This is a genomic window from Dyella sp. BiH032 (assembly GCF_031954525.1).
Lineage (GTDB): Bacteria > Pseudomonadota > Gammaproteobacteria > Xanthomonadales > Rhodanobacteraceae > Dyella_D.
In genome coordinates, this window is the sequence record NZ_CP134867.1 from 3,018,137 (window position 1) to 3,039,498 (window position 21,362).

The 21,362-nt window shown below is 67.9% G+C and carries 23 protein-coding genes; 10 read left to right on the plus strand and 13 right to left on the minus strand.

Features of this window, described 5'->3' with window-relative positions:
- Window positions 1-35 precede the first annotated feature (35 nt).
- Window positions 36-479: a nuclear transport factor 2 family protein gene (locus RKE25_RS13295; RefSeq protein ID WP_311838585.1), complete on the plus strand. Its 444-nt coding sequence runs from the start codon at window positions 36-38 to the stop codon at window positions 477-479.
- Window positions 480-491: 12 nt separating this feature from the next.
- Here RKE25_RS13295 and RKE25_RS13300 read toward each other — a convergent pair whose 3' ends face one another.
- Both RKE25_RS13300 and RKE25_RS13305 read right to left on the minus strand, forming a co-directional pair.
- Complete coding sequence (locus tag RKE25_RS13300) at window positions 492-1,097, minus strand: hypothetical protein (protein WP_311838586.1); 606 nt, start codon at window positions 1,095-1,097, stop codon at window positions 492-494.
- Between the two features lie 250 nt (window positions 1,098-1,347).
- Entirely contained in the window at window positions 1,348-2,808 is a 1,461-nt protein-coding gene (locus RKE25_RS13305; RefSeq protein ID WP_311838587.1) for an FAD-dependent monooxygenase, read from the minus strand.
- A gap of 672 nt (window positions 2,809-3,480) precedes the next feature.
- Here RKE25_RS13305 and RKE25_RS13310 point away from each other — a divergent pair.
- From RKE25_RS13310 to RKE25_RS13335, 6 genes are all read left to right on the plus strand, one after another.
- Window positions 3,481-3,804 (plus strand): hypothetical protein, encoded by a 324-nt coding sequence (locus RKE25_RS13310; protein WP_311838588.1) that lies wholly within the window; start codon window positions 3,481-3,483, stop codon window positions 3,802-3,804.
- 46 nt (window positions 3,805-3,850) lie between these two features.
- Window positions 3,851-4,600 carry a glucose 1-dehydrogenase gene (locus tag RKE25_RS13315; protein WP_311838589.1) on the plus strand — a complete coding sequence of 250 codons (750 nt, stop codon included), beginning with the start codon at window positions 3,851-3,853 and terminating at the stop codon, window positions 4,598-4,600.
- 55 nt (window positions 4,601-4,655) lie between these two features.
- On the plus strand, window positions 4,656-5,708 hold the full coding sequence (locus RKE25_RS13320; protein WP_311838590.1) for an alpha/beta hydrolase: 1,053 nt from the start codon (window positions 4,656-4,658) through the stop codon (window positions 5,706-5,708).
- Between the two features lie 20 nt (window positions 5,709-5,728).
- Window positions 5,729-6,238, plus strand: a complete 510-nt coding sequence (locus tag RKE25_RS13325; protein ID WP_311838591.1) for a cytochrome P460 family protein — start codon at window positions 5,729-5,731, stop codon at window positions 6,236-6,238.
- 49 nt (window positions 6,239-6,287) lie between these two features.
- Entirely contained in the window at window positions 6,288-6,728 is a 441-nt protein-coding gene (locus RKE25_RS13330; protein WP_311838592.1) for a hypothetical protein, read from the plus strand.
- A 126-nt stretch (window positions 6,729-6,854) separates the two neighbouring features.
- On the plus strand, window positions 6,855-7,805 hold the full coding sequence (locus RKE25_RS13335; protein WP_311838593.1) for a methyltransferase domain-containing protein: 951 nt from the start codon (window positions 6,855-6,857) through the stop codon (window positions 7,803-7,805).
- A 77-nt stretch (window positions 7,806-7,882) separates the two neighbouring features.
- Here RKE25_RS13335 and RKE25_RS13340 read toward each other — a convergent pair whose 3' ends face one another.
- The 3 genes from RKE25_RS13340 to RKE25_RS13350 form a co-directional block, all read right to left on the minus strand.
- Window positions 7,883-8,437 carry a hypothetical protein gene (locus tag RKE25_RS13340; RefSeq protein ID WP_311838594.1) on the minus strand — a complete coding sequence of 185 codons (555 nt, stop codon included), beginning with the start codon at window positions 8,435-8,437 and terminating at the stop codon, window positions 7,883-7,885.
- Complete coding sequence (locus tag RKE25_RS13345) at window positions 8,438-8,659, minus strand: hypothetical protein (RefSeq protein WP_311838595.1); 222 nt, start codon at window positions 8,657-8,659, stop codon at window positions 8,438-8,440.
- Between the two features lie 338 nt (window positions 8,660-8,997).
- Window positions 8,998-9,336, minus strand: coding sequence for a hypothetical protein (locus tag RKE25_RS13350; RefSeq protein ID WP_311838596.1), 339 nt, complete (start codon window positions 9,334-9,336; stop codon window positions 8,998-9,000).
- 165 nt (window positions 9,337-9,501) lie between these two features.
- Between RKE25_RS13350 and RKE25_RS13355 the strand changes: the two genes are divergently transcribed.
- Together RKE25_RS13355 and RKE25_RS13360 are read left to right on the plus strand one after the other, a co-directional pair.
- On the plus strand, window positions 9,502-10,392 hold the full coding sequence (locus tag RKE25_RS13355; RefSeq protein WP_311838597.1) for a hypothetical protein: 891 nt from the start codon (window positions 9,502-9,504) through the stop codon (window positions 10,390-10,392).
- Between the two features lie 14 nt (window positions 10,393-10,406).
- Window positions 10,407-10,838 (plus strand): GNAT family N-acetyltransferase, encoded by a 432-nt coding sequence (locus RKE25_RS13360; protein WP_311838598.1) that lies wholly within the window; start codon window positions 10,407-10,409, stop codon window positions 10,836-10,838.
- A gap of 69 nt (window positions 10,839-10,907) precedes the next feature.
- On the opposite strand, the gene RKE25_RS13365 is transcribed toward RKE25_RS13360, so the two are convergent.
- Window positions 10,908-11,678 carry an SDR family NAD(P)-dependent oxidoreductase gene (locus RKE25_RS13365; RefSeq protein WP_311838599.1) on the minus strand — a complete coding sequence of 257 codons (771 nt, stop codon included), beginning with the start codon at window positions 11,676-11,678 and terminating at the stop codon, window positions 10,908-10,910.
- Between the two features lie 14 nt (window positions 11,679-11,692).
- Window positions 11,693-12,547 (minus strand): NmrA family NAD(P)-binding protein, encoded by an 855-nt coding sequence (locus RKE25_RS13370; protein ID WP_311838600.1) that lies wholly within the window; start codon window positions 12,545-12,547, stop codon window positions 11,693-11,695.
- A gap of 106 nt (window positions 12,548-12,653) precedes the next feature.
- Here RKE25_RS13370 and RKE25_RS13375 point away from each other — a divergent pair, with 106 nt between their 5' ends.
- Window positions 12,654-13,583: a LysR family transcriptional regulator gene (locus RKE25_RS13375; RefSeq protein ID WP_311838601.1), complete on the plus strand. Its 930-nt coding sequence runs from the start codon at window positions 12,654-12,656 to the stop codon at window positions 13,581-13,583.
- 76 nt (window positions 13,584-13,659) lie between these two features.
- Here RKE25_RS13375 and RKE25_RS13380 read toward each other — a convergent pair whose 3' ends face one another.
- From RKE25_RS13380 to RKE25_RS13405, 6 genes are all read right to left on the minus strand, one after another.
- Window positions 13,660-15,033 carry a serine hydrolase gene (locus RKE25_RS13380; RefSeq protein ID WP_311838602.1) on the minus strand — a complete coding sequence of 458 codons (1,374 nt, stop codon included), beginning with the start codon at window positions 15,031-15,033 and terminating at the stop codon, window positions 13,660-13,662.
- Between the two features lie 114 nt (window positions 15,034-15,147).
- Window positions 15,148-15,903 carry a LytTR family DNA-binding domain-containing protein gene (locus tag RKE25_RS13385; RefSeq protein ID WP_311838603.1) on the minus strand — a complete coding sequence of 252 codons (756 nt, stop codon included), beginning with the start codon at window positions 15,901-15,903 and terminating at the stop codon, window positions 15,148-15,150.
- On the minus strand, window positions 15,900-16,979 hold the full coding sequence (locus tag RKE25_RS13390) for a histidine kinase (RefSeq protein WP_311838604.1): 1,080 nt from the start codon (window positions 16,977-16,979) through the stop codon (window positions 15,900-15,902). Before RKE25_RS13390 ends, RKE25_RS13385 begins: the two co-directional genes overlap by 4 nt.
- 12 nt (window positions 16,980-16,991) lie before the next feature.
- Window positions 16,992-18,968: a CocE/NonD family hydrolase gene (locus RKE25_RS13395; protein WP_311838605.1), complete on the minus strand. Its 1,977-nt coding sequence runs from the start codon at window positions 18,966-18,968 to the stop codon at window positions 16,992-16,994.
- Between the two features lie 681 nt (window positions 18,969-19,649).
- Entirely contained in the window at window positions 19,650-20,729 is a 1,080-nt protein-coding gene (locus RKE25_RS13400) for a M91 family zinc metallopeptidase (protein ID WP_311838606.1), read from the minus strand.
- A gap of 24 nt (window positions 20,730-20,753) precedes the next feature.
- On the minus strand, window positions 20,754-21,359 hold the full coding sequence (locus RKE25_RS13405) for a DNA/RNA non-specific endonuclease (RefSeq protein ID WP_311838607.1): 606 nt from the start codon (window positions 21,357-21,359) through the stop codon (window positions 20,754-20,756).
- Between the last annotated feature and the right edge of the window lie 3 nt (window positions 21,360-21,362).

The window sequence follows — 21,362 nt, forward strand, 5'->3', positions numbered from 1 at the left end:
TGCTATAAGAACCGCCATCGCCGCCGGAGAAGCCCATGCGCGCCATCCATGCCCTGCCCCTGACGATGCTGGCCGTGCTGCCGTTCGCGCCGGCGCGGGCATCCGAGCCGGATGATGTGCGCCACGTCCTGCAGGCCGAACGTGAGATCTGCGCCGCCTACGAACGCGAGGACGCGGACTGGCTCGAAAAGCACCTGGACCCGGCCTTCACCTTGACCAGCTCTGCCGGCAAGGTCACCACGCGCGCCGAGGAGGTCGCCGATCTGCGCGGCGGCACGCGATACGACGTGTTTCGCAACCGCGATTCGAAGGTACGCGTGTACGGCGACGCGGCGGTGGTCACCGGCATCACGCGCGTGGAGGGCAAGAGCGAAGGCAAGCCTTACGCGCTGGATTTCCAGTTCACCGACACCTACGTGCGGCGCGCGGGCGGCTGGGTGCTGGTGGCCAGCCATGCTTCGAGGTTGGCAGCGAAGTGAGCGGTTCGTACCTCAGGGACGCCGTGTTCGCCACGCCAGCACGGCGTCCGGAAATACCTTGCGCAAGTCGATGCCCACGGATTCGCAGGCGTCCATCGCGTAGCAAAGCGACCGTGCCGCTTGTCCGGTGGCAAATGCCTCGGGCACGTTGAAGGCTTCGTATTCGATCGCGTCCAGCATGCGCAGGGACCAGTCATAGAGGCGGTCCATCTGCGCCTCGAACATCTGTCTTACCCAGTCGCGCAATACGTGAATCGCATGCCCGTCTCGTGCGGCCCACTCACGCAGGCGCGCCGAAACCTCCGGCTCGACGCCGCGCAGCCATTCGCTGTAACCGGCGGCGCGGTCGGCGATCACCAGCGGCGCCGGCGAGCGCTCCTCGGTGTGGCGCAGCAGGATGTCCCGCTCGATCGCGCGAGCCTGCGCCACGCGGTCCACTTCCATGAGCAGGCCGCGCTCCAGGTCGAAGTAGTCGAAGAAGCGGCGATGCAGGGTGCGGAAACGCACCAGCGGTTCGCGCGAGAAACCGATCTTCAGCAGGTCCTGGTCGCGGCATGGCAATAGGTAGACGTAGCTCCGCCCTTTGGCGAGGGTGCGGGGGATGATGAATTCGTCCATGCGGGGATGATGCAGCACGGCGTGTGACGGAGGGTGTGCAAGGGGCTTTCCAGAAGCTCGACGGACTACGCCCTCAGAGGGCTGGGATGAGGGGACCTACGGAGCGAAGACTGCGGCTTCAGCGCTCCGTAGGCCCCCCTCATCCGCCTGCCGGCACCTTCTCCCCGGAGGGGAGAAGAGTTCAGGCTCCAGCGCATTCTTTCGGATGGGAAGGAGGCGCTCACGCTTTGCTCATGCGCCGACTTGCGCGCTAACCCTGCGCTGGCGTACCGAACCACAGGCCCAACGCCTCGACGAGCCCTTCCTCGTCGCCATCGCCCACCCACGCCACGTGTCCATCCGGCCGGACCAGCACGGCGCGCGGCGCCTCCACCGCACCGAGCACCGGCAGTTCCCACGCGCCTTCGTACCTTGCCTCCACCTGCTTCACGCGATCCGCCCAAGGTGCGGCATCGACGCTGCCCGGCTCGCCGAAACGGATCAGCAGCGGCCGCGCGTCATGCAACAGGGAATAGACCCGCAACGGCCCTTCGGCCGTGATCAAGTCCAGGTCCGGCATGCGGCGCCCCAGCAGTGGATGGCCATCGCCCAGCGCGTAATGCACGTCCAGCGCGGAGATCTCCCCGGCCATCCGCTTGCGCGGCCCCTCCATCCGGAGGAACTCCGACAGGTAGTCGCCCAGCGCCAGGGTGCGTTCGTCGCGGCGGCGCAGCGCGACGTGCGCCATCGTGTTGCGCATGGCGCGTGCGGCGACGGGATGACGTTCGGACTGGTAGGTGTCCAGCAGGCTGTCCGGCGAGATGCCCTTGATCACCTGTGCGAGTTTCCAACCGAGATTCACGGCGTCCTGCACGCCGAGATTGAGCCCCTGCCCGCCCATCGGCGGATGCACGTGCGCGGCGTCGCCGGCCAGCAGGACACGGCGGTCGCGATAGGCCACGGCCTGGCGCGTCGCGTCGGTGAAACGTGAAATCCAGGTCGGGTTGCGGATGCCGTAGTCGGTGCCGAAGACGCTGGTCATCGTTTCGCGGAATTCGTCCAGATCCGGTTCGTCGCCCGCCTTCAGCTGCGCCTCCGTCAAGACGATGCGCGCGCGCCCGTCCTCGAGCTTGCCGATGCCGTGCAGGCCATGCTCGTCATAACGCATGCCCCATGCCGGTTCCTCCGCAAACTCCGCCTCGGCGAGCAGCCAGCTCGTCGTCGCATCCCAGCCGGCGAACTCGATGCCGGCCGCCTTGCGCACCGCGCTGCGCCCGCCGTCGCAGCCGACCAGGTATTGCGCGCGCAGCGAGTGGCCATCGGACAGCCGGATACGGACACAGCCGTCGTCCTGCTCGAAGCCGCTTACTTCGTGCTCGCGGTAGATCGATACGCCCAGCTCTTCCACCCAGCCGGCCAGGATGCGCTCGCTGTGGCGTTGCCACAGCCCCAGCACGTAGTTGTGCCGCGTGGGGAAGTCGCTGATGTCCAGCGGGATGTGGAAATGCACCACCGGGTGCTTCGTGCCCTCCGACACGAAGCGATCGGCGATGCCGCGCTGGTCCAGCACTTCCAGGCTGCGCGCATGCAGTCCGGCGGCGCGAGAACCGGTCAGGGTCTGGCTGGCGCGCTTCTCCACGATGGCCACGTCGATGCCCGCCAGCGCCAGTTCGCCGGCCAGCATGAGCCCGGTGGGACCGCCTCCGGCGATCACCACGGCGTGCCCGATCATCGCGCCGCTCCGGCGCATGCGCGCCCGGCCATGCATGCGTTCGCATGCAGCCTCTGCCATGCGTTGCCGGACATCGCCAACCGCTGCGTGCGTCCATCCATCGGCGCCATCTGCTTCCGCGCCCCGTGCGTCAAACTCACTGCCCACATGTCGTCGCTCCCAAGCTCGCCGGTACCGGCAACGGCCGGCGATGCTGGGACAGGGCCCGGGACTTACGGCAAGCCCCCCTGCCCGTTATAATCTGAGGCCGGGAAGGAGCGGATTCGCTCCTTCCCTTTTTTATGCGCGCTTTCCGCCACTTGTCAGCCGCTCGCACGGCGACCTGATACCAGTCCCTGAGCTTGTCGGGATTGCGCATCCCCACCTCGCCGCTGCGCGAGGCCTGGAAGAACGCATTGGCCTGTTCGAGGGCGGCTTCGAGCAGGAGGCGCGAAGGCCTTCGTCCACCCGAATACATCGCAGAACCGCGGATACCTGGAATGGTGGCATCGGCATGACACCAGGCCGCGCCTTTTGTGGCCATGCCTTTTGTATCTCTGTGTATCCGCCCCTGCCCGAGACACATTCGGACGCCCTTCCACCCGTTCAGGGACACATCGGAGATACGCCCGGAGCGTCTCCTAGGCACGTCGGCTGGCCAAGCCGTTCCCATCACTGCCTGAGGATTCCGCCATGCGTACTTCCGCCTTTCCGAACGCCCCCTCGTCCTTCGCGCGCCGCCTCGGCGCTCTCTCCATCGCGCTGATGCTCGGCTTGGCCGGCGTGGGCCAGGCCTTCGCCGACGACCTGCCGGTCGCTCCCGCCTCCCGTTCCGCGCCGGAGGGTTCGCGCAGCACGCTCGCCCCGGCCGCCGCGGACGACAGGAACATCGACTACCCGTCGCAGATCGGACCCGAAGGCCCGGCTTCCACCAACGCCCGTTCCGCCGGGCGTCCGTTCTCCGCCGTTTCCGCGCCGGAAAACGCCGACTTCGCCGAGCAAACGGCCGAACGCTGACCGGCACGCCGCCATTCCTTCCCTCGATCTCAAAAGGAGCCTCCCCATGCATCGCTTCAAGGACAAAGTCGTCGTCGTCACCGGCGGTAGCTCGGGCATCGGCCTGGCCACCGCGGAGCAGTTCGTCGCCGAGGGCGCGCACGTATACATCACCGGGCGCCGCCAAGCGGAGTTGGACGTCGCCGCGCAGGCGATCGGCCGCAACGTTTCCGCCGTGCAGGCGGACGTGACCCGCCTCGCCGACCTGGAACGCCTCTACGACACCGTGCGGACGCACCACGGCCGCGTCGACGTGGTCTTCGCCAATGCCGGTTCCGTGGTCCACGGCGCGCTGGGCGAGCTGACCGAAGCGCAGTATGCGCGCCAGTTCGACACCAACGTGAAGGGCCTGCTGTTCACCGTGCAGCTCGCGCTGCCGCTGATGCCGCGCGGCGGCGCCATCGTGCTCAACGGATCGATCTCGGGCATCAAGGCCTTCCCCGCCAGCAGCCTGTACAGCGCCTCGAAGGCGGCGGTGCGCTCGTTCGCGCGCTCATGGACGCTGGACCTCAAGGACCGCGGCATCCGCGTCAACGTGGTCAGCCCGGGCCCCACCGAGACCAACGTGCTCGAAGCCAGCGGCTTCAACGACGCACAGGTGCGGCAGGCCAGGGACCATCTCCCCACGCTGATCCCGCTGGGCCGCATGGCGCGTCCCGCCGAAGTGGCGCGGGCGGCGCTATTCCTCGCGTCGGACGAAGCCAGCTTCATCGCCGGCAGCGAATTGTTCGTCGACGGCGGCATTGCGCAAGTCTGAGCACGGGCACCGGCATCGCCGGTGCACATCGCCCCACACTTTCCAGGAGAACGACATGCCCGGTTCCATCGATCTGCAACGCCGCAGCTTCCTCGGCGCGGCCGCCCTCGGCCTGGCCGCGGCGCCCCTGGCGGGCTTCGCCCTCGCCGCGCCGTCTGCGTCCAGCCCGGGGCCGTTGCCGGCAAAGAAGAACGGTGGCGGCGGGCCTACCTCCTTCGCGCGCATGAAGCGCATCCGCGCCGGTGTGCTGGACGTCGCCTACGCGGAAGACGGCCCTGCCAATGGAAAGCCCGTCCTGTTGCTGCATGGCTGGCCGTACGACATCCACGCCTTCGTCGAGGTCGCCCCAATCCTCGCGGCCGCCGGTTATCGCGTGATCGTTCCGTACCTGCGCGGCTATGGCGACACGCGCTTCGTCGATGCCGGCACGCCGCGCAACGGCCAGCAGGCCGCGCTGGCAGCCGACGGCCTCGCGCTGCTGGATGCCCTGAAGATCGACCGTGCGATCATCGCCGGCTTCGACTGGGGCGCGCGTACGGCAGACATCATGGCCGCGCTGTGGCCGGAGCGTTGCGAGGCCCTGGTATCGGTCAGCGGCTACCTGATCGGCAGCCAGGCGCTGAACCGCAATCCATTGCCGCCGAAGGCCGAACAGCAGTGGTGGTACCAGTTCTACTTCGCCACCGAGCGCGGCGCGGCCGGCTATGCGAAGCATACGCACGACTTCGCCCGACTGATCTGGGAGACCGCCTCGCCGAAGTGGGCCTTCGATGACGCCACCTTCGCGCGCTCCGCCGCCGCGCTCGACAACCCCAACCACGTCGCCATCACCCTGCACAACTACCGGTGGCGCCTGGGGCTGGCCGAAGGCGAAGCGAAGTACGACGCACTGGAAGAGCAACTGGCAGGACTGCCCTCGATCGGGGTGCCGGCCATCACGCTGGAAGGCGACGCCAACGGCGCGCCGCATCCGGACCCGGCCGCCTATGCCAAGCGGTTCACGGGCAAGTACGAGCACCGCCTGATCGCCGGCGGCATCGGCCACAACCTGCCGCAGGAAGCGCCCCGGGCCTTCGCTCAGGCGGTGATCGACGTCGACCGCTTCTGACCGACATAGGGAGCTTCACGATGAACACCTTGCATGCCCTCGCCTCCATCGGCGTGATCCTGGTGGCCGGCGCTTTCGTCGCCGCCCATCCGGAAACACGCAAGCCCTCGCCCGCGGCGTCGCCGATCTATGGCGTCACCTTGCCCGAGGGCTATCGCCAGTGGGAACTGATCGCGCCCGCGCTGGAAGCGGCGCCCCTGAACGAGATACGCGCCGTGGTGGGCAACCGGATCGCGGCCGAAGCCTATCGCCGCGGCGCCCAGCCGTTCCCCGACGGCACGGTGCTGGTCAAGCTCGCGTGGAAGCAGCAGCCCTCGGCCGCATTCGCCACCGCCACCGTGCCCGGGGCGCCGACCACGGTGCAGGTCATGGTGAAGGACGCGAAGAAATACGCAGCCACCGGCGGCTGGGGTTACGGCCGCTTCGTCGACGGCAAGCCGGTGGACGAGGCGCAGCACCGCACCTGTTTCGCCTGTCACGAAGCGCGCGCGAAGGAACACGACGACGTGTTCACGCACTACGCGCCATGACCTCGGGAGCCGGCGTAGCATGGACGCCCTCGTTACAGGAGCGACCCCGATGCATCGCGAGATCGAGAGTGCATGCGACGACGCCCGCTCGGCCCGCGCCGGGGGGCATAGGGCGGAGGCCCTGGCCCATTACACCCACGCCGTGGCGCTCGCCAGGACCGGCGGCGACGACGACGCGCTCGCCTATGTGCTGCGTCATCTCTCCGACGTCGCCCGCGAGCAGGGTGAAGCCGCGAATGCACTGGCGGCGAGCGAGGAAGCCGTGGCGCTGTATCGCACGCGCGCACCGGACTCGCTCGATCTCGCCAATGCCTTGCGCCTGCGCGCACTCGCACTGCATGCGCTCGACCGTCGAGTCGATGCGCATCCGGCGTGGGCGGAAGCCCGCGATCTTTACGCGCAGCTGGGCGTCGATGCCGGTGTGCGGGAGTGCGAGCGGTTCCTGGAGAGCGCCGGATCGCGCGGCGCCACGACGCCCGGCACCGAATAAGACAACTACGATCATTGGCGGACGTCACGGCTCGTGAACGGCACGCCGAGTTAAAACACCGGCTCGATTCGGCGCGGCTTCCCCGCCGCACCCACGGCCCCGTTTTGCCCCACCCCAGGAGACCTCATGTCCACGACCGATACCCAGGACGCCGCGAACCCGGCCGATCGATCCACGCTGCTCTCCCACGCCGCCGCCGAAGGCGATGCCGAGACCTTGCTCCATGCCGCGGAAGCCCGGCTGCGCGCTGCCGGCGACCTGCCCGGCGCGCCCGTCGAGCGGCAGCTGGACGTGCTGCACGCGCTGCACGGCTTCGAACTCGGTCGTTTCCTGCTGCGCCACCGCGGCCTCAATGCGGACTGGACGCACCGGCTGGTCACCTATCGGCCCGGCACCTTGCCGCCCAACCCCGCCAGCCTCGAATGGCTGGTGTTCGAGAGCGTGCCGGCGGTACTGGCCACGCGCGAGCGCTTCGGCATCTTCCAGCGCGAAACGCAGGCGCTGCTGCGTCCAGGCATGGCACTGGCCTCGGTGCCCTGCGGCTGGATGGGCGACCTGCTGCTGCTCGACTACAGCGGCTGCGCGGGCGACTTCTCGCTCACCGGTATCGATCTCGATCCGCAGGCCCTCGAAGGCGCACGGCAACTGGCCGGACAGCGTGGCCTGGCTTCGCACGTTTCGCTGCGCCACGAAGACGCCTGGGCAGGCAGCCTGCACGAAAGCGTCGACGTGCTGACCAGCAACGGCCTGAACATCTACGAGCCGGACGATGCGCGTGTCGTCGAGCTGTACCGCGCGTTCTTCCGCGCGCTGCGTCCTGGCGGCACGCTGATCACCAGTTTCCTCACCCCGCCGCCCATGCTGAATCCCGCCTCGTCCTGGCGCATGGCCGAGGTCGACCCGCAGATGCTGGCCCTGCAGCACCTGCTGTTCACCCGCATCATCGACGCCAAGTGGAGCGCGCTGCGCACGCACGAGCAGACGCGCGCGCAGCTCGAAGCCGCCGGCTTCACCGACCTGCGCTTCGTGGACGACCGCCTGGGCATGTTCCCCACGGTGGTGGCGCGCCGGCCGTAAGCTCGCCAGTGCGGAAGAACCCGCCGATCAGGCGGGTTCTTGAAGTCCGTTTCGGCGCACGGTCAGCAGCAGGCCGATCATCCGTGCTTGCCGATCGCGTACGAGACCTTGGCCGAGCTGAGCGAAAGCAGAATTCTCGCCGTAGGTAGATAGGCGCAGCGCACGACATCGCCTACGGAGAGATTCTCGAACACGCGCTTGGGTACGACGAAATCGCCGAGCCTCTCGTGCGGCGACACGCAAACCCGTATCGAGTAGACACTATCGCCGTTCCTGCCATGGCATCCCCTCCGGCTCACGACGCCATCCACGACGAGCTTCGAGCCGAGCGCGAGATCGACTTCGGACCTCCAGGCCTGGCGACGGATCGCCCACAGAAATGCCAGGGAAAGGGCGAGCAAGACGCCGCCCGCCATCAACACGATCCAGCCGCCGCCGTGCCGATCATCGCCAAGCAGCTGCGCCACGCCGCCGAGCAGGATACCACCGCCGCCGATCGCGGCCACGCCAAAACCGACCTTGGCGCCCACCCACGCGCCGCGCCGCGACGCCCAATCGGCGCGCGCAGCTTTCAGCTCCCGCGTCCGCATGCGCACGCGGACGCTTGCGAATGCGGCGCCGGCGCGAGCCATCTAAATCCACCGCGCCGCGCGGGCGATATCGAACCGCACAGCGTTCGAGACGCCTTGCCGGAAACCGATGGTCGCGGAGATCGGATCGATACTGCCGCGTGCAGAATCGTCCAAGGACACAGCGCGGATGCAGCGGTCATGCGCGGCGAATGCGCGTGTGCATGCATTCGTCAGCCGCGCGGCATCGATGGGCGAAGCCTCATCGATCAACAGTGCATACATGGACCCCATCACCGCCACTCCTCCATGAGTCAACCGCATGCCTTACGCAAAGGCCGCATCATCGAAAATGCTGCGGAACGGCAAGCAGATTGGCAGGGAAAAGCTCACTGCGCAATCGCCGCGCCACGTGTTCCGAACAGTATTCACACCAGCGTCGATGCAACGCACGGAGGGCCATTCATCGACCAAGATTTATCGCGTGGAGATATGCACTACGGTGATCGCGCTGCGCGCGTCGCAGCGTATGGTCCTGCGAACATTCCGACATGATGACTGCGGCCACGGTTCGTCGATGCCATCGCGCTCCACCATCGCCATGGAAGGAAACATCCCGTTCCTCAGGCACCGCGCATGCGCCGCTCGGCGTCGGCACGGCTCATGCCGAGGTTGTCGATCAATGCCTCGTCCAGCGGCAGATCCAGTTCCCGCTTCAGCGCGGCGAGCCATGCGTGCACGCCGCGGAAGAAACCTTCGTTCGAGGCATCCAGCTGGGCCCAGCCGCTATCGATGTGCGACAGCTCCAGGCGCTCCACGAGATCGCAGAACAGCTCCCGGCGCGCGACGATGTCAGCGGCCGGCACGCGCATCAGGCCGGCGAACACGGCCATCTCGTCCGCGATGTCCATCACGGCCGGCAGCGACGCCATCTGGCACGCCATGCGATCCAGAGCCTTCATACGGTAGTCTCGGTGAGCGCCGGGACCGGATGCGGGGCGAAGCCGCCGCCGGCACCAGCTTTGCCGCCATTCCAGCGCATCGCGCGCTCCGGCGCCACATCCGCCGCGCGCCGGAACGGCTAGAATGCCTGCGCTTCAGGAGCTTTTTTTTCCAAGGACCGACCCATGCAGAAACTTGCCTTCCCCACCGCCCTCCCCATAGCCCTCTCCCTCTCCGCCTTCCTGGCGCTCACCGGCTGCACCAGCAGCAACGTCGATTTCTCGATCGACAATCCGACCGAGGCGCCGCTCAAACTGCAGATCGACGGCACCGCCTACGAGATTCCCGCGCACCAGGCCAAGGAGCTGACGCTCAAGGCCGGCGGACACACCCTGGATGCGCCGGCGACCGGTACCGTCAAGTTCAATGTCTACGCCGAGCGCAAGGGCGCACTCATCAATCCCACGCTGAGCGATTACGTGATCGTCAGCGCGACCTACGTCACCGAAGCCTCGAAGGCCAAGAACTTCATGCCCGCGGGCGGCGGACCGTTTCAGCTCGACGGTGTGGAGTTCCACGGCCCCTTCGAGCTGGCCGACAGCCTGTTCATCGAGAAGGACTGGCGCTTCGGCGTGACCGAGCCTTTCCCCGATTCGCTCACGGGCTACGACGCCGGCAACGGCGGCAATATCTTCCGCAAGATCTTCACCGCCCCGGACTTCGTGGCGTACTTCGAGAAGCAGACCGGCCAGCCGGGCTTCTTCGAAAAGAACCGGCAACACGCCGCCGCCGCGCCGCATAAGCCGGTGCCGCCCGCCCCGCTGCCGGCATTCACCGATCCGGGGCTGCAGAACGCCTCGCTCAAGCTGCGCGATCTATATGAGCGCTATCAGCACGCGACGGACCCGGCCGAGCAGCAGCGCCTGCAATCGGAACACCACCAGCTCACCATGGACTTCGTCACCGCCTACGCCAGCCGCGGCGCCAAGCTGCCGAGCTCGGACAACGAGACGTACAACGTCTTCATCCGCCGCAGCGGCGCGATCATGGGCCAATCCGCGCTGGTCGCCTTTTGAGCGGCGCATCGCGCATGACGATAGGCGTCCGGCCGGCGACTGACGCCGACCGTCCGGTGCTGCGCGCACTCTTCCTCCATGCGCGGCGGGTCACGTTCGACTGGCTGCCCGCCGAGCAATTCCATCCGGGCGACTTCGACGCGCAGACGCGCGGCGAGCGCATACTGGTCGCCGAAGACGAGGCAGGCGCCGTGACCGGTTTCGTCTCGGTATGGGAGCCGGACGCCTTCATCCATCACCTCTTCGTCGCCCAGGAGCGGCAGCGTGAGGGTATCGGCCATGCCCTGCTGTGCGCAGCCGGGTGGCCGCGCGAACCGCTGCGGCTCAAATGCCTGGTTCGCAACGAGCGCGCACTGGCGTTCTATCGCGCGCACGGATTCGCCGAAGCGGGGCGCGGATCGACCGACGATGGCGAGTACGTGCTGCTCGAATCAGGGCACGTGTAGCCGGCGGAGCATGTAGCGGGAGATGCGCCGGCCATCGCATCTCCATCGCATTCACGTTCGGCCCGCGGCTCAGTCCAGCTTCACGCCGGACAGGCGCGCGCACACCTCCAGCAACGCCTCCTGCTGCGCTTCGTCGCGCGCCGCCGGGTGCGTCTCGCGCGGTGCCAGGTGATAGAAGTAGCCGCCCGACACGTCGGCCGCCGGATCCTCGCCCGCCGCCAGCCACACCTGCGTGCGATGCGCCTGGTCCAGGTCGTCGGGCGCGCCCGGTCCGCCCATTTTCGTCGCCACCCAGCCGGGCTCGACCGCATTGGCGTAGACGTCCGGCCAGCGCCGCGCCACCGCGAAAGCCAGCATGACGTCGTGCAGCTTGCTTTCCGAATAGGCCGCCAGGCCGTCCCAGCGGCGGCGGGTCCAGGCCACATCGTCCAGGTGCGGCTGCGCGCTCTGGTGCAGCCTGGAGCTGAGATAGACCAGCCGCCGCGGCCGCTCGATCAAGGCGGTGAGCACGTAAGGCGCCAGCGAATTCACCGCGAACACCTGCGGCAGGCCGTCCTCCGTCGCGACACGCGCGCGCTCCTGGTACCCCACTGCGGCGTTGTGGATCACCGCATCGAACCGGCCGAGACGGTTGACCTGTTCCGCAACGGCGCGCATCTGCGCGAGGCCGGAAAGGTCGCCGACGACCACCGCCTCCGCCTGCGGCACGCTCGCCCTGGCATCGGCGGCGCGGCTCGCATTGCGCGCATGCAGTACCACCTGGTGGCCTTGTTCCGCCAGCAGCTGGGCGGCCATGCGCCCAAGGCCGTCGCTGGAACCGGTGATGAAAACGCGTGACATGACATGCTCCTCTTTCAACCCGCCCGCTCGACGAGGCGTCGCAGCGCGGTTTCCAGGCTCGTCCTGCCGCGGTGGGGGACGCCTTCGAAAGCGATCCAATCCTCGTTGAACCCGTCCAGCATGCGCATGCGCGGCTCGGGATAGCGTGAACCCTGCTGGCGAAACAACGCTTCCCACTGCTCGCGCGGAATCGCCTCGGCGCGCACCGGGCGGCCGAGCGCCGCCGCGAAGGCTGCCGCGATGTCCTGCGCACTGTAACGGTCGGGACCTTCCAGTTCCTCGATGCGCGTCCCGTCCCAGCCGCGTGCAAGCAGGTCGGCGGCGGCCACGCCGATGTCCTCGGTCGAGACCATCGAAATGCGGTGCTCCAGCGGCTGCAGGAAACTGCGGATCACGCCTTCGCGCGCCGCGGGCAGATCCCAGGACGCGTTCTCCATGAACCACGCCGGCCGCAGGAACGCCACCGGAACCGGCAGGCGGCTCAGTGCGCGCTCCAGCCACCGCGCATTGTTCAGCAGATTGGGCTCCGCCACGTGTGCGCCGATGGTGGAAAGGTATAGCACCCGCCCCGGCTGCGCCGCTTCGATGGCGCGCACGAAGATCTCGGCCTGGGCATGGATCAGCGGAAAGCCCGGCGCGGGATCGTAATCCGGCGGCACCATCAGGAACACGCCCTGCGTGCCCGCGAAGGCGCGTGCCAGTGCATCGGCATCGTCGTGGCCGGCGACCGCGACCTCGCAGCCGCGCGCGCGCCAGGCCTCCCCCTTCGCGGCGTCGCGCACCACCGCCCGCACGGCCTTGCCCTGTGCCAGCAAGGCGCGCGCCACCGCGCCACCCACCTGCCCCGTGATACCCGTAACGGCATACATGTCTGTGTCTCCAGAAAGCGGCGGATGCCGCGGTCGGGACGCATTGTTCGACGCCGGCCAGCCTGCGGCGATAACATGGATGTCATTTCATTGATGATTCGTACGCATGAGTGGATTCGACGAACGCACCCTGGCCGGCCTGCGCGTGTTCTTCGCCGTGGTCGAGAGCGGCAGCTTCGCGCGTGCCGGCGACCTGCTGGACATGTCGCAGCCCGGCGTCAGCCGTGCCGTTGCACGGCTGGAGCAGCGGCTGGGCATCCGCCTGTTCGACCGCACCACCCGTTCGGTGGCATTGACCGAGGATGGCCGGCGCTTCCACGCCCAGGTGCTGCCGCTGATGGCCGAACTGGAAGAAGCCGTCGAGCGCGCCTCGGCCGGCGCGGGCATGGTGCGCGGCACCTTGCGGGTCAGCCTGCTCGACCCGCTATTCGCGCAGATGCTGCTGGCGCCTCGCCTGGCTGAGTTCATGGCGCGCTATCCGGAGCTGCGCGTGGAACTGGTCGTGCGCGACCAGCCCGGCGACCTGGTCAGCGAAGGCTTCGACCTGGCCATCCATTTCGGCGAGCCGCGCCCATCCGCCCTGGTCGCGCGCAAGCTCCTGGAAACGCGCGTGCTCACCGTGGCGTCGCCGGCCTACCTGCGCCGCCACGGCCGGCCGGCCACACCGCAGGCACTGGGCGAAGGCCGCCACGCCTGCATCGAATTCCGCGATCCGGAGAGCGGGCGCCCGTTCGCCTGGGAATTCCACCGCAAGCGGCAACGGCTGAGCGTCGATACCGGGGGGCGGCTGGTCGTCAACGACGTCGGCACCATGCTCAGCGCCTGCCTTGCCGGCTATGGGATCGCGCAGATGATGTCGCTGGGCATCGGCGATCTGCTCGCCAAGGGCAAGCTGGTCGAACTGTTTCCCGACTGGCCGGACGAGCGCTTTCCGCTGTACGCGCTGTATCCCTCGCGCCGCTACGTGCCGGCCAAGACGCGGGCGTTCCTCGACTTCGTGCTGCAGGTCTGCGGCGAGCCCGCGCCGCCGCGCTGAGCTGCCGCCGGCCGGCGCGCGGTGCCTCGTCATCGGCGCCTGCCTCGCGGGGCCGGCGGCGCCATTCGCACGCGCACTACGGGTACGCCTCGATCGCCGCCTTGATCAGCGCCACGTCGTCGGCCATGCCGTAGTACGGCGGCGCCGAATAGCCGAAGCGGGTGATCACCAGCCCCGCCGACGGCACCACGTAAATGCGCTGGCCCATGGTGCCGCTGGCGAAGAAGCCGTCCTTGGGATAGCCGCCCTTCACCCGCCACTGCGCGGGCTCGCTCGGGCCGTCGTTGGTCCAGAAGCCGGCGCCGTACGGTGCGCCCAGGGTCGAACGGCGCGACCAGTCCATCCAGCCTTCGGGCAGCAGCCGGCGGCCGTCGGGCGCGACGCCGTCGCGCAGGTAAAGCCAGCCCAGGCGCGCATAGTCGCGGGCACTGGCATACACATAGGTGGACCCGACGAAGGTGCCGGCGCCATCGAATTCCATCGTGACATCGCCCATGCCCAGCGGCGCGAACAGCTCGCGACGCGCGAAGTCGCGCAGGCCCGCCGGACCGCCGCCGACGAGGCCGCCGATCTTGCGCGAAAGCAGCACGGTGTCGGCGGAGGTGTATTCCCAGGTGCGGCCCGGCGGCTCCTTCGCCGGCTGCGCGGCGGCGAAGCCCGCCATGTCGGCATGCAGGAATTCCATCCGCGCCACCGGGCTGAACGCCGACTCGGCTTCCTCTACCGCGAGTCCACTGCGCATGCGCAGCAGATCTTCCAACGTGATAGCACGGCGCGGATCGCCCTTGTCTTGCCATTCGGGCGCATTCAACGGCTCGTCCATGCGCAGCCGGCCCTGCCGCGCGAGGATGCCCAGCAGCGCGTTGGTGAACGACTTGGCGACGGAAAAGCTGATCAGCGGCGAGTGCTCGTCCACGCCATCGGCATAGCGCTCGGCCACCACGCGCCCATCCTTCACGATCACCACCGCCTTGACGCGCTTGACCGGCTCGCCCGTGCGTTCGGCGAAGACGCGGTCGAGCGCGGCGGTCACACCGGGCTTGTCGGAAGCGATCCGGCCGGCCGGTGCGAAGCCATCCGGAGCGGGCGCGATCGCAGCGGGCGCGACCGGCGTCAACGGCCGGTTGCCGGGGAGCGCGAGCCGGCAACCGTACCCCGGCGTGAAATCTGCCCGGGCCAGCCGCGTGAGTGGGCCGGACACCTCGACGCTGCCGGCATCGCGCGAGACCTGGGGCTTGAGCAGGCCGCCAGCCAGTTCGCCGACCATCGGCACCACCAGCTCCCGGTAGGTGCGGTCCGGGTCCTGCCCGCCGACGAAGGTCATCGAACAGACGTGATGGGCCGCGACACCAGCAGCGACGCGTAGCGCCTGATGGAGCCGGGACAGGCCATAGCCTCCCGCGGCGAGGACGACGACGAGGGTTCCGAGGATGACGGTTTTTCTGCGCATGACGCTCTCCATGAGGTTGGAGCGCAGTCTGCGGAGCTTATGCAGACCGGTGGGAGGCCGCAGGGACGAAGACCGGCACGCCAGGGACGAAGGACGCCGCCAGCCCTTACCGGGTCAGAGGGATACGCCCGGCGGGAGGTCTTCCAGGTAACGCTTCGTCCAGGTCACCCGCGAGCCGTCGCGCAGCAATAACCGCTTCTCGCCGTCGGGCCACGGCTGCACTTCCCGGATCGCATCCAGTTGCACCACGGTGGAGCGGTTCACGCGAACGAACCGCGAAGGATGCAGCCTGGCCTGCATGGCATCCAGCGTGCCGCGCAAACGCCGCGGCGCGCCGTCCACGAAGATCTGTAGATAGTTGCGATCCGATTCGATGCGGTCGATGCGCTCCACCGGCACCAGTTCCGCGGTGTCGCCGGAGGGCAGCAGCACGCGCTCCAGGTAATGCGAAGGCGGCGGCGCGCTCTCCAGCAGACCATCCACACGCGCACCGACGGACAGCGCCGGCACCACCTTCTCGCGCAGGCGCCGGATCGCCGACTGGAAGCGCTCCGGCCCCACCGGCTTGAGCAGGTAATCGAAGGCATGGATCTCGAATGCGCGCACCGCCTGATCGTCGCGTGCGGTGACGAACACGATCTCCGCCGGCAGCGGATCGCCCAGCGCCTGCAGCACCGCGAAGCCGTCCATGCCGGGCATGTTGATGTCCAGGAACACCACGTCCGGCCGCTCGCGCCGGATCAGCGCCACTGCCTCGCGCCCGTCGCCGGCCTCGCCCACCCAGGCGATGCCCTCCGATGCGGCCAGATAGCGCCGCAGTTTCGCGCGTGCCGGCGCCTCGTCGTCCACCACCACGGCGCGCAGCGTCATGCCGCCTCCCAGCGCCGCGCCGGCAGCCACACGGTGACCAGGCTGCCGCCTTCCGGCACCGGTTCCAGGCGCACACCGGCATCCTCGCCATAGAGATGGCGCAGGCGCGCGCCGACATTGCCCAACCCGATGCCATGCCCTGCTCGCGCCACGCCACCGCCGCCGTCGCGCACGCGCAAGGTGAGGCGATCCGCCTCGCGCGCCGCCTCGACGCGCACCAGCCGCCGGTCGCCCTGCCCGCCGTGCTCGATGGCGTTCTCCACCAGCGGTTGCAGCAGCAGGAACGGGATGCGCAGATCGTCCAGCGCCGGGTCGCTGTCCACGCGCGCGTCCAGGCCGTCGCCGAAGCGCGCACGCTGGATGTCCATGTACAGCGTCAGCAAACCCCACTCGTCGGCCAGGCGATGCTCCTGCGCGCCGGCGGAGAGCGTGGCGCGCAGCAGCGCGCCGATGCGCGAGAGCATTTCGTCGGCCACGGCCGGCCGGTCGTACATCAGTTCGGACACGGCATTGAGCGTGTTGAACAGGAAATGCGGATTCAACTGAAGCCGCAAGGCTTCCAGTCGCGCCTCCGACAGTGCCGATTCCAGCTGCGCCGCGCGCAACTCGCGCTCGCGCCCCTCGCGGTAGCGATCGAACAGCCACAGGCCGATGGCGATCATCGCGTAGAAGAACAGCTGCGTCGGCAGCTCCATCAGGTAGCGCCACAGCGTGGGCGGATAGGCATAACCCGGCAGGTCCGCCAGCCCGAACACCACCTGCCGCAGGGCGATCATCAGGCTGGTTTGCGCCACCGTCAGCGCAGCGAACACGGCCAGGTGCCACAGCCACGGCCGACCGCGGATGCGCCGCAGCGCGACGAACACCGGCGGCAGGAACGCGCCGAAGCTGAGCGAGCCGGTCAGCTCCTCGATCAGCTTCGGCACGAACAGCGAAGGGTGCCCGTTGGCGACGTCGATCAGATACCGGTTGAGCGCGCGCAGGGCACCGATCAGCACCAGCAACAGCACCCAGAACGCAAGGCCGTAGCGACGCCAGGCCGGCGGCGGACGGCTGCCCGCGCTTGTCGAAGCCACCGTCGCGCTCCGTCAGTCCTTCTCGGGCGCCGCCGGCACCACGGTCAGCACGATCTTCGACGGATAGGTCCCGCCGTGGTGCACCGCGTTGTGCGCGATCACGCCGTCAGTCTCGTCGTAGTTGTTGCCACCCGTGTTGAGGTTGCGGTCGAAGCGCGGGAAGTTGCTGCTGGACACCGCTACGCGCAGCTTGTGGCCGGGCTTGAAGTAGTAGCTGGTGTCGATCGGCTGGAACGTCACCGGATACACCTCGCCGGGCTTCATCCACGCAAGCGGCTTGTCGTAGCCGTTGCGATAGCGCATGCGCTGGATGTTCTCGGTGACGTTGAAGGCACGGCCGTCCGGGTACACGTCGATCACCTTGAAGGTGAAGTCGGTGTCCTTGGCGCTGGACGAGACCTGCAGGGTCACGGTGATCGGCCCGCTGACCTCGGTGCCTTCCTTGAACGGCTCGGTGTCGTACACCAGCACGTCGTTGCGGGCCTCTTCCTTGCGCTGGTCGTACGAGCCGAACTTCACCGCGTTGCCCTGGCAGCAACCGCCGCCGCCATAGGTAGGCACGGGATTCATCGGGTCATAGACGAACTGGTCGGGCTGGTCGTCTCCACCCGCCTGTTCCACCAGCTTGCCGTCGCCGTACAGCGTGTTCGCCTTGCCGCCGCTGGTGAAGTAGAGCGTCTTCGCCGTCGCGCCGGCCGGCGGCCAGGTGTCGGCCTTCTTCCACTCGTTCTTGCCCATCAGGTAGTACATCACCTTGGGCTGCTTCTTTACCGCTTCGCTGTCCTCGCCCTTGAGAAAGCGGTCGAACCAGCCGAACACCAGCGCGTCGTAGTCGAAGCGCGCGTCACCCATGTCCAGGTCGCCGACCATGGTGTGCTCGGTGGCGCGGGTATAGGCGCAATGCAGCACCGGCGCGATGACCGCGTACTGCTCGTCGGCGATGGCCTTCGGCGCGGTGCGGCGCACTTCGTTGTAGGCGGCCAGGTTCGGCGACACCGACACGTCGAACCAGCTCATGAACCACAGGCCCGGCTTGGCGATCTTCATGTTGTCGTGCCACAGCCCGCCCTTGTACCAGGCCGGATCGTTCGGCGCGCGCGCGATCATGTTGCCGCCGGTGGCCACCGGCATGCGCGTCTCGAAGATGCCCGGCGGGCCGCCGACGGCCTTGATGATGTCCTTCTCCGGCAGGTGCCAGAACGCCTTGTCCCAGTCCACCGGCGGCATCTGCGGCGCCAGGTCGTAGAAGCGCGAGGCGTTGGCCAGCTCGGCCTGCGTGTAGTTGGCCGAGAACAGCGGCCGCACCTGGTTCTGGATGCCGTAGTCGTAGATCCACGCAATGAACAGCATCTGCACCGCTCCACCGCGGTACCAGTTGCCCTGCTCGTAGTACGGGCCGACCCGGCCCACGCCGGCGCCGAAGCCCTGCACGTTGAAGGTGGCCAGCGCCGGTTCGTTCTGCGCCACCACCGCCATCTGCCACTCCGCGGTGGACGAGCAGCCGGTGGTGCCCACCTTGCCGCTGGACCATGGCTGCGAGGAAATCCAGCGCACCGCGTCCACGCCGTCGGTGATCGGCGCGCCGAGGATGTCGTAGTTGCCTTCGGAGAAGAAATGGCCGCGCTCGTTCATCTCGACATAGGCGTAGCCATGCTTCACCGCATCGAGCGCGCGCTTCATGTCGCGCGGGGCGCCGAGTTTCACGTCCCAGTAATTGAAGTTGTACGGCGTGCGCGAAAAGATCGTCGGCACCTTGCCTGCGCTCTTGGGCCGGTAGATGTCCGCGGCCATGCGCTTGCCGTCGCGCATCTTCACCATCACCTTGCGGTCGACCACCGCCACCTCTTCCAGCTCTTTCTCGGTGGCGTTGCGCTTGGCGATCTGCTCGGCCTGCGGGTCCTTGGCCTGGGCCATGGCGGTGTAAGGCAGCGCCATGCAGAAGGTGGCGGCCATGGCGCCGGCGAATGAAGCCAGATGCGTGCGTCGCATGTTTGTCTCCCCGGGAACGATCGCGGGACTATAACCTGCCGTGGCGGCGGGCAACCCTGTCAGGAGGCACATGCGCGGCCGCATCTTGGTGTCGCCTTATGGCTGCTTGTCTCGTCCCTGGCGGGGCGAGCGCGTAGGTTGGGGTGAGCTTGCGAACCGCAATGGGCGCTAAGGGTCGCCTCGCCCTCATGTACTCGTCATTCCGGCGCAGGCCGGGACCCGGTGCGAGGCGGTCGCCAGTCTGGTCTCGCCCCTCGCGGGGCGAGGGTTTCGCTCCCCTGCCGGAGAGCGAGTTACTTCTTCTTGCTTGCCCAAGAAGAAGTAACCAAGAAGAAGGGCCCCCTGCGCGGCGCCCTCCGCAGCCTTCGCTGCTGCGGGTGCGTTGAGGGCTGGCCGGGCTTTTCGACAGGGCATCCTGCCCTGATCGAAAAGGCGGGGACATCCCTGTCCCCGCCCGCCTTCGGCGGCCTGATCGTCCAACCCTCACCGCCGCGAAGGGAACCCGGGAGAACAAGAGCGTTACGGAGCGTCGCTTCGCTCGCTCTTGTTGGGTCGTTGGCTGCTTGCCGCGGTACTGCACTTCTCCTTCTCCCCTCCGGGGAGAAGGCGGGATGAGGGGCGGGTGCTCGCGGGAACGCTTCTGCGACAGCGCGCTTCTGCACGAGCACGACAACGAACCACTCAATCCTTGTACCGCTTGATCATCCCACTCACCGGCGTCGGCGCCGGTGAGCCGCCGAACATGCCGTGCCAGGCCTTGGTGGCGACGGAGCGCTTGTCGAACAGGGCGTCGCTTTGCGCGATCGTCTCGTCCAGATGCCCGGGGCGCAGGCCGCTGTAGTTCGTGCGCAGGGCGAGTCCATGTTCCTGGCGCAAGGCGTTCTCGCTGGGGTTGAACGCGCCGCGTGGCGTGCGGCTCAATCCCACTGTCTCGAATTCCTCCTGGTGGTGGCCGGCCTGCTGCACCACGTTCATCAGATGCTGGCCCAGCCGCAGGTTGTCCTTCGGTTCCACGATCGCGCCCTGCGAGAGCGGATCGTGGAACAAGGGATGGTTGGCCTGGTTGAGCTGCGGCACACCGACCGCCTTGCCGTGCGCCAGGCGATGCGCGTGCACCATTTCGTGGCCCAGGCCGATGAAGCGGTTGGCCGTGGCCGCGTTGGGATCGATGCGCACCTCGCTGCCCCAGCCGCGCCCTTCCCTGCCGTCGAACCGGTAACCCTCCGTCATACCTTGCCCGATGTGCGGCGAGTTCATGTTCGAGGTGTCGCCGGCCTTCAGCGAACGGATGTACACCTTGGCCTGATCGCCGGCATGGGCGCGGTTCTGCGCGGTGCGGGTGTCGATCTCCGTCATCATCCGGCGGCCGACCGGCTGGCTCATCAGCGTGTGCATCGAGCTTCGGGCATCCCGCGCCAGATCCATGAATGCGCCGACGTCCTGCCCCGCCGCCCGCTTGGCCTGCACATTGTTCAATTCGCCGTGGACGCGCACCTCCTCCACCGGCTTGAGCTTCTGCTTCTGCGCACGCAGCAGCTCCGGCGTGAAGCCGGCCTGCGGCGAACGTGCTACCCGCGCCACCACCGGCGCCCAGCGCTGGGAGATGTTCGTGCGCTTGCCGCTCTCGTTGGCCTTGGCCAGCCGGTTGGTGATGTGGTCGACGAAACGCTGCTCGCGTTTGGCGAGCGTGGGCGCCACGCCCCGGCTGTTCGCCTCGGCGAACTTGTTGGCGATCCTCGTCCTCAGGCTCTCTTTGGGCATATGCCTTCTCCTGCGGTGTGTGGACTACAGCCGGGTGAATGTCAGCTTGTGGTACGTACGCGTGTTGTTCGCGCGGTTCTTCACGCTCACCATGTAGACGCGCTTGGTCGCCCTGCCCTGCTGGTTGTAATCCTCACGCATTACCAATCCGCCGCGCTTGGCCGTGGGACTCTTGTCGTTGGCTGCGGTCACTGCCTCGATCAACCGGCCGATGCGGTTCTCGATGCGCTTGTGTCCGCTGGTGTTGATCCGTTTCGTTTCGTTGATCAGATTCAGCGCGCTGCTCGGCCCGCCGAAGATGTCGGGAACCAGGTGCGACTTGTGTCCGCCGCCGGGGGGAGCGAAGCCGGGGTTGAGGACGCCGATGGGCGCCAGGTCGGCGCGCTTGGCGCGCGGCATGCGTCGACGCAAGGAAGCCGACACGTAGGTCTTGCGAATGCCGCCGCCCTGCGCCGCCAGATAGTTTTTCTGGCGCTGCCCGAAACGGGGCACGCCGCGCGTCAGGTTGGCCTTGGTCTTGAAGGCGCCATATTCCTGCTTGGTGCTCGCCGCGTAATTGATACGCCCCACGTTGGTATGGCCGTCCTTGACGAAGGACCAGGTCCAGTTCGAGTTCTGTTTCTTGGGCATGTG

Excerpts from the sequence above, each read along its gene's own strand:
- RKE25_RS13295 (WP_311838585.1), top strand. The coding sequence starts at position 36 with ATGCGCGCCATCCATGCCCTGCCCCTGACGATGCTGGCCGTGCTGCCG.
- RKE25_RS13300 (WP_311838586.1), bottom strand. The coding sequence starts at position 1,097 with ATGGACGAATTCATCATCCCCCGCACCCTCGCCAAAGGGCGGAGCTAC.
- RKE25_RS13305 (WP_311838587.1), bottom strand. The coding sequence starts at position 2,808 with ATGATCGGGCACGCCGTGGTGATCGCCGGAGGCGGTCCCACCGGGCTC.
- RKE25_RS13310 (WP_311838588.1), top strand. The coding sequence starts at position 3,481 with ATGCGTACTTCCGCCTTTCCGAACGCCCCCTCGTCCTTCGCGCGCCGC.
- RKE25_RS13315 (WP_311838589.1), top strand. The coding sequence starts at position 3,851 with ATGCATCGCTTCAAGGACAAAGTCGTCGTCGTCACCGGCGGTAGCTCG.
- RKE25_RS13320 (WP_311838590.1), top strand. The coding sequence starts at position 4,656 with ATGCCCGGTTCCATCGATCTGCAACGCCGCAGCTTCCTCGGCGCGGCC.
- RKE25_RS13325 (WP_311838591.1), top strand. The coding sequence starts at position 5,729 with ATGAACACCTTGCATGCCCTCGCCTCCATCGGCGTGATCCTGGTGGCC.
- RKE25_RS13330 (WP_311838592.1), top strand. The coding sequence starts at position 6,288 with ATGCATCGCGAGATCGAGAGTGCATGCGACGACGCCCGCTCGGCCCGC.
- RKE25_RS13335 (WP_311838593.1), top strand. The coding sequence starts at position 6,855 with ATGTCCACGACCGATACCCAGGACGCCGCGAACCCGGCCGATCGATCC.
- RKE25_RS13340 (WP_311838594.1), bottom strand. The coding sequence starts at position 8,437 with ATGGCTCGCGCCGGCGCCGCATTCGCAAGCGTCCGCGTGCGCATGCGG.
- RKE25_RS13345 (WP_311838595.1), bottom strand. The coding sequence starts at position 8,659 with ATGTATGCACTGTTGATCGATGAGGCTTCGCCCATCGATGCCGCGCGG.
- RKE25_RS13350 (WP_311838596.1), bottom strand. The coding sequence starts at position 9,336 with ATGAAGGCTCTGGATCGCATGGCGTGCCAGATGGCGTCGCTGCCGGCC.
- RKE25_RS13355 (WP_311838597.1), top strand. The coding sequence starts at position 9,502 with ATGCAGAAACTTGCCTTCCCCACCGCCCTCCCCATAGCCCTCTCCCTC.
- RKE25_RS13360 (WP_311838598.1), top strand. The coding sequence starts at position 10,407 with ATGACGATAGGCGTCCGGCCGGCGACTGACGCCGACCGTCCGGTGCTG.
- RKE25_RS13365 (WP_311838599.1), bottom strand. The coding sequence starts at position 11,678 with ATGTCACGCGTTTTCATCACCGGTTCCAGCGACGGCCTTGGGCGCATG.
- RKE25_RS13370 (WP_311838600.1), bottom strand. The coding sequence starts at position 12,547 with ATGTATGCCGTTACGGGTATCACGGGGCAGGTGGGTGGCGCGGTGGCG.
- RKE25_RS13375 (WP_311838601.1), top strand. The coding sequence starts at position 12,654 with ATGAGTGGATTCGACGAACGCACCCTGGCCGGCCTGCGCGTGTTCTTC.
- RKE25_RS13380 (WP_311838602.1), bottom strand. The coding sequence starts at position 15,033 with ATGCGCAGAAAAACCGTCATCCTCGGAACCCTCGTCGTCGTCCTCGCC.
- RKE25_RS13385 (WP_311838603.1), bottom strand. The coding sequence starts at position 15,903 with ATGACGCTGCGCGCCGTGGTGGTGGACGACGAGGCGCCGGCACGCGCG.
- RKE25_RS13395 (WP_311838605.1), bottom strand. The coding sequence starts at position 18,968 with ATGCGACGCACGCATCTGGCTTCATTCGCCGGCGCCATGGCCGCCACC.
- RKE25_RS13400 (WP_311838606.1), bottom strand. The coding sequence starts at position 20,729 with ATGCCCAAAGAGAGCCTGAGGACGAGGATCGCCAACAAGTTCGCCGAG.
- RKE25_RS13405 (WP_311838607.1), bottom strand. The coding sequence starts at position 21,359 with ATGCCCAAGAAACAGAACTCGAACTGGACCTGGTCCTTCGTCAAGGAC.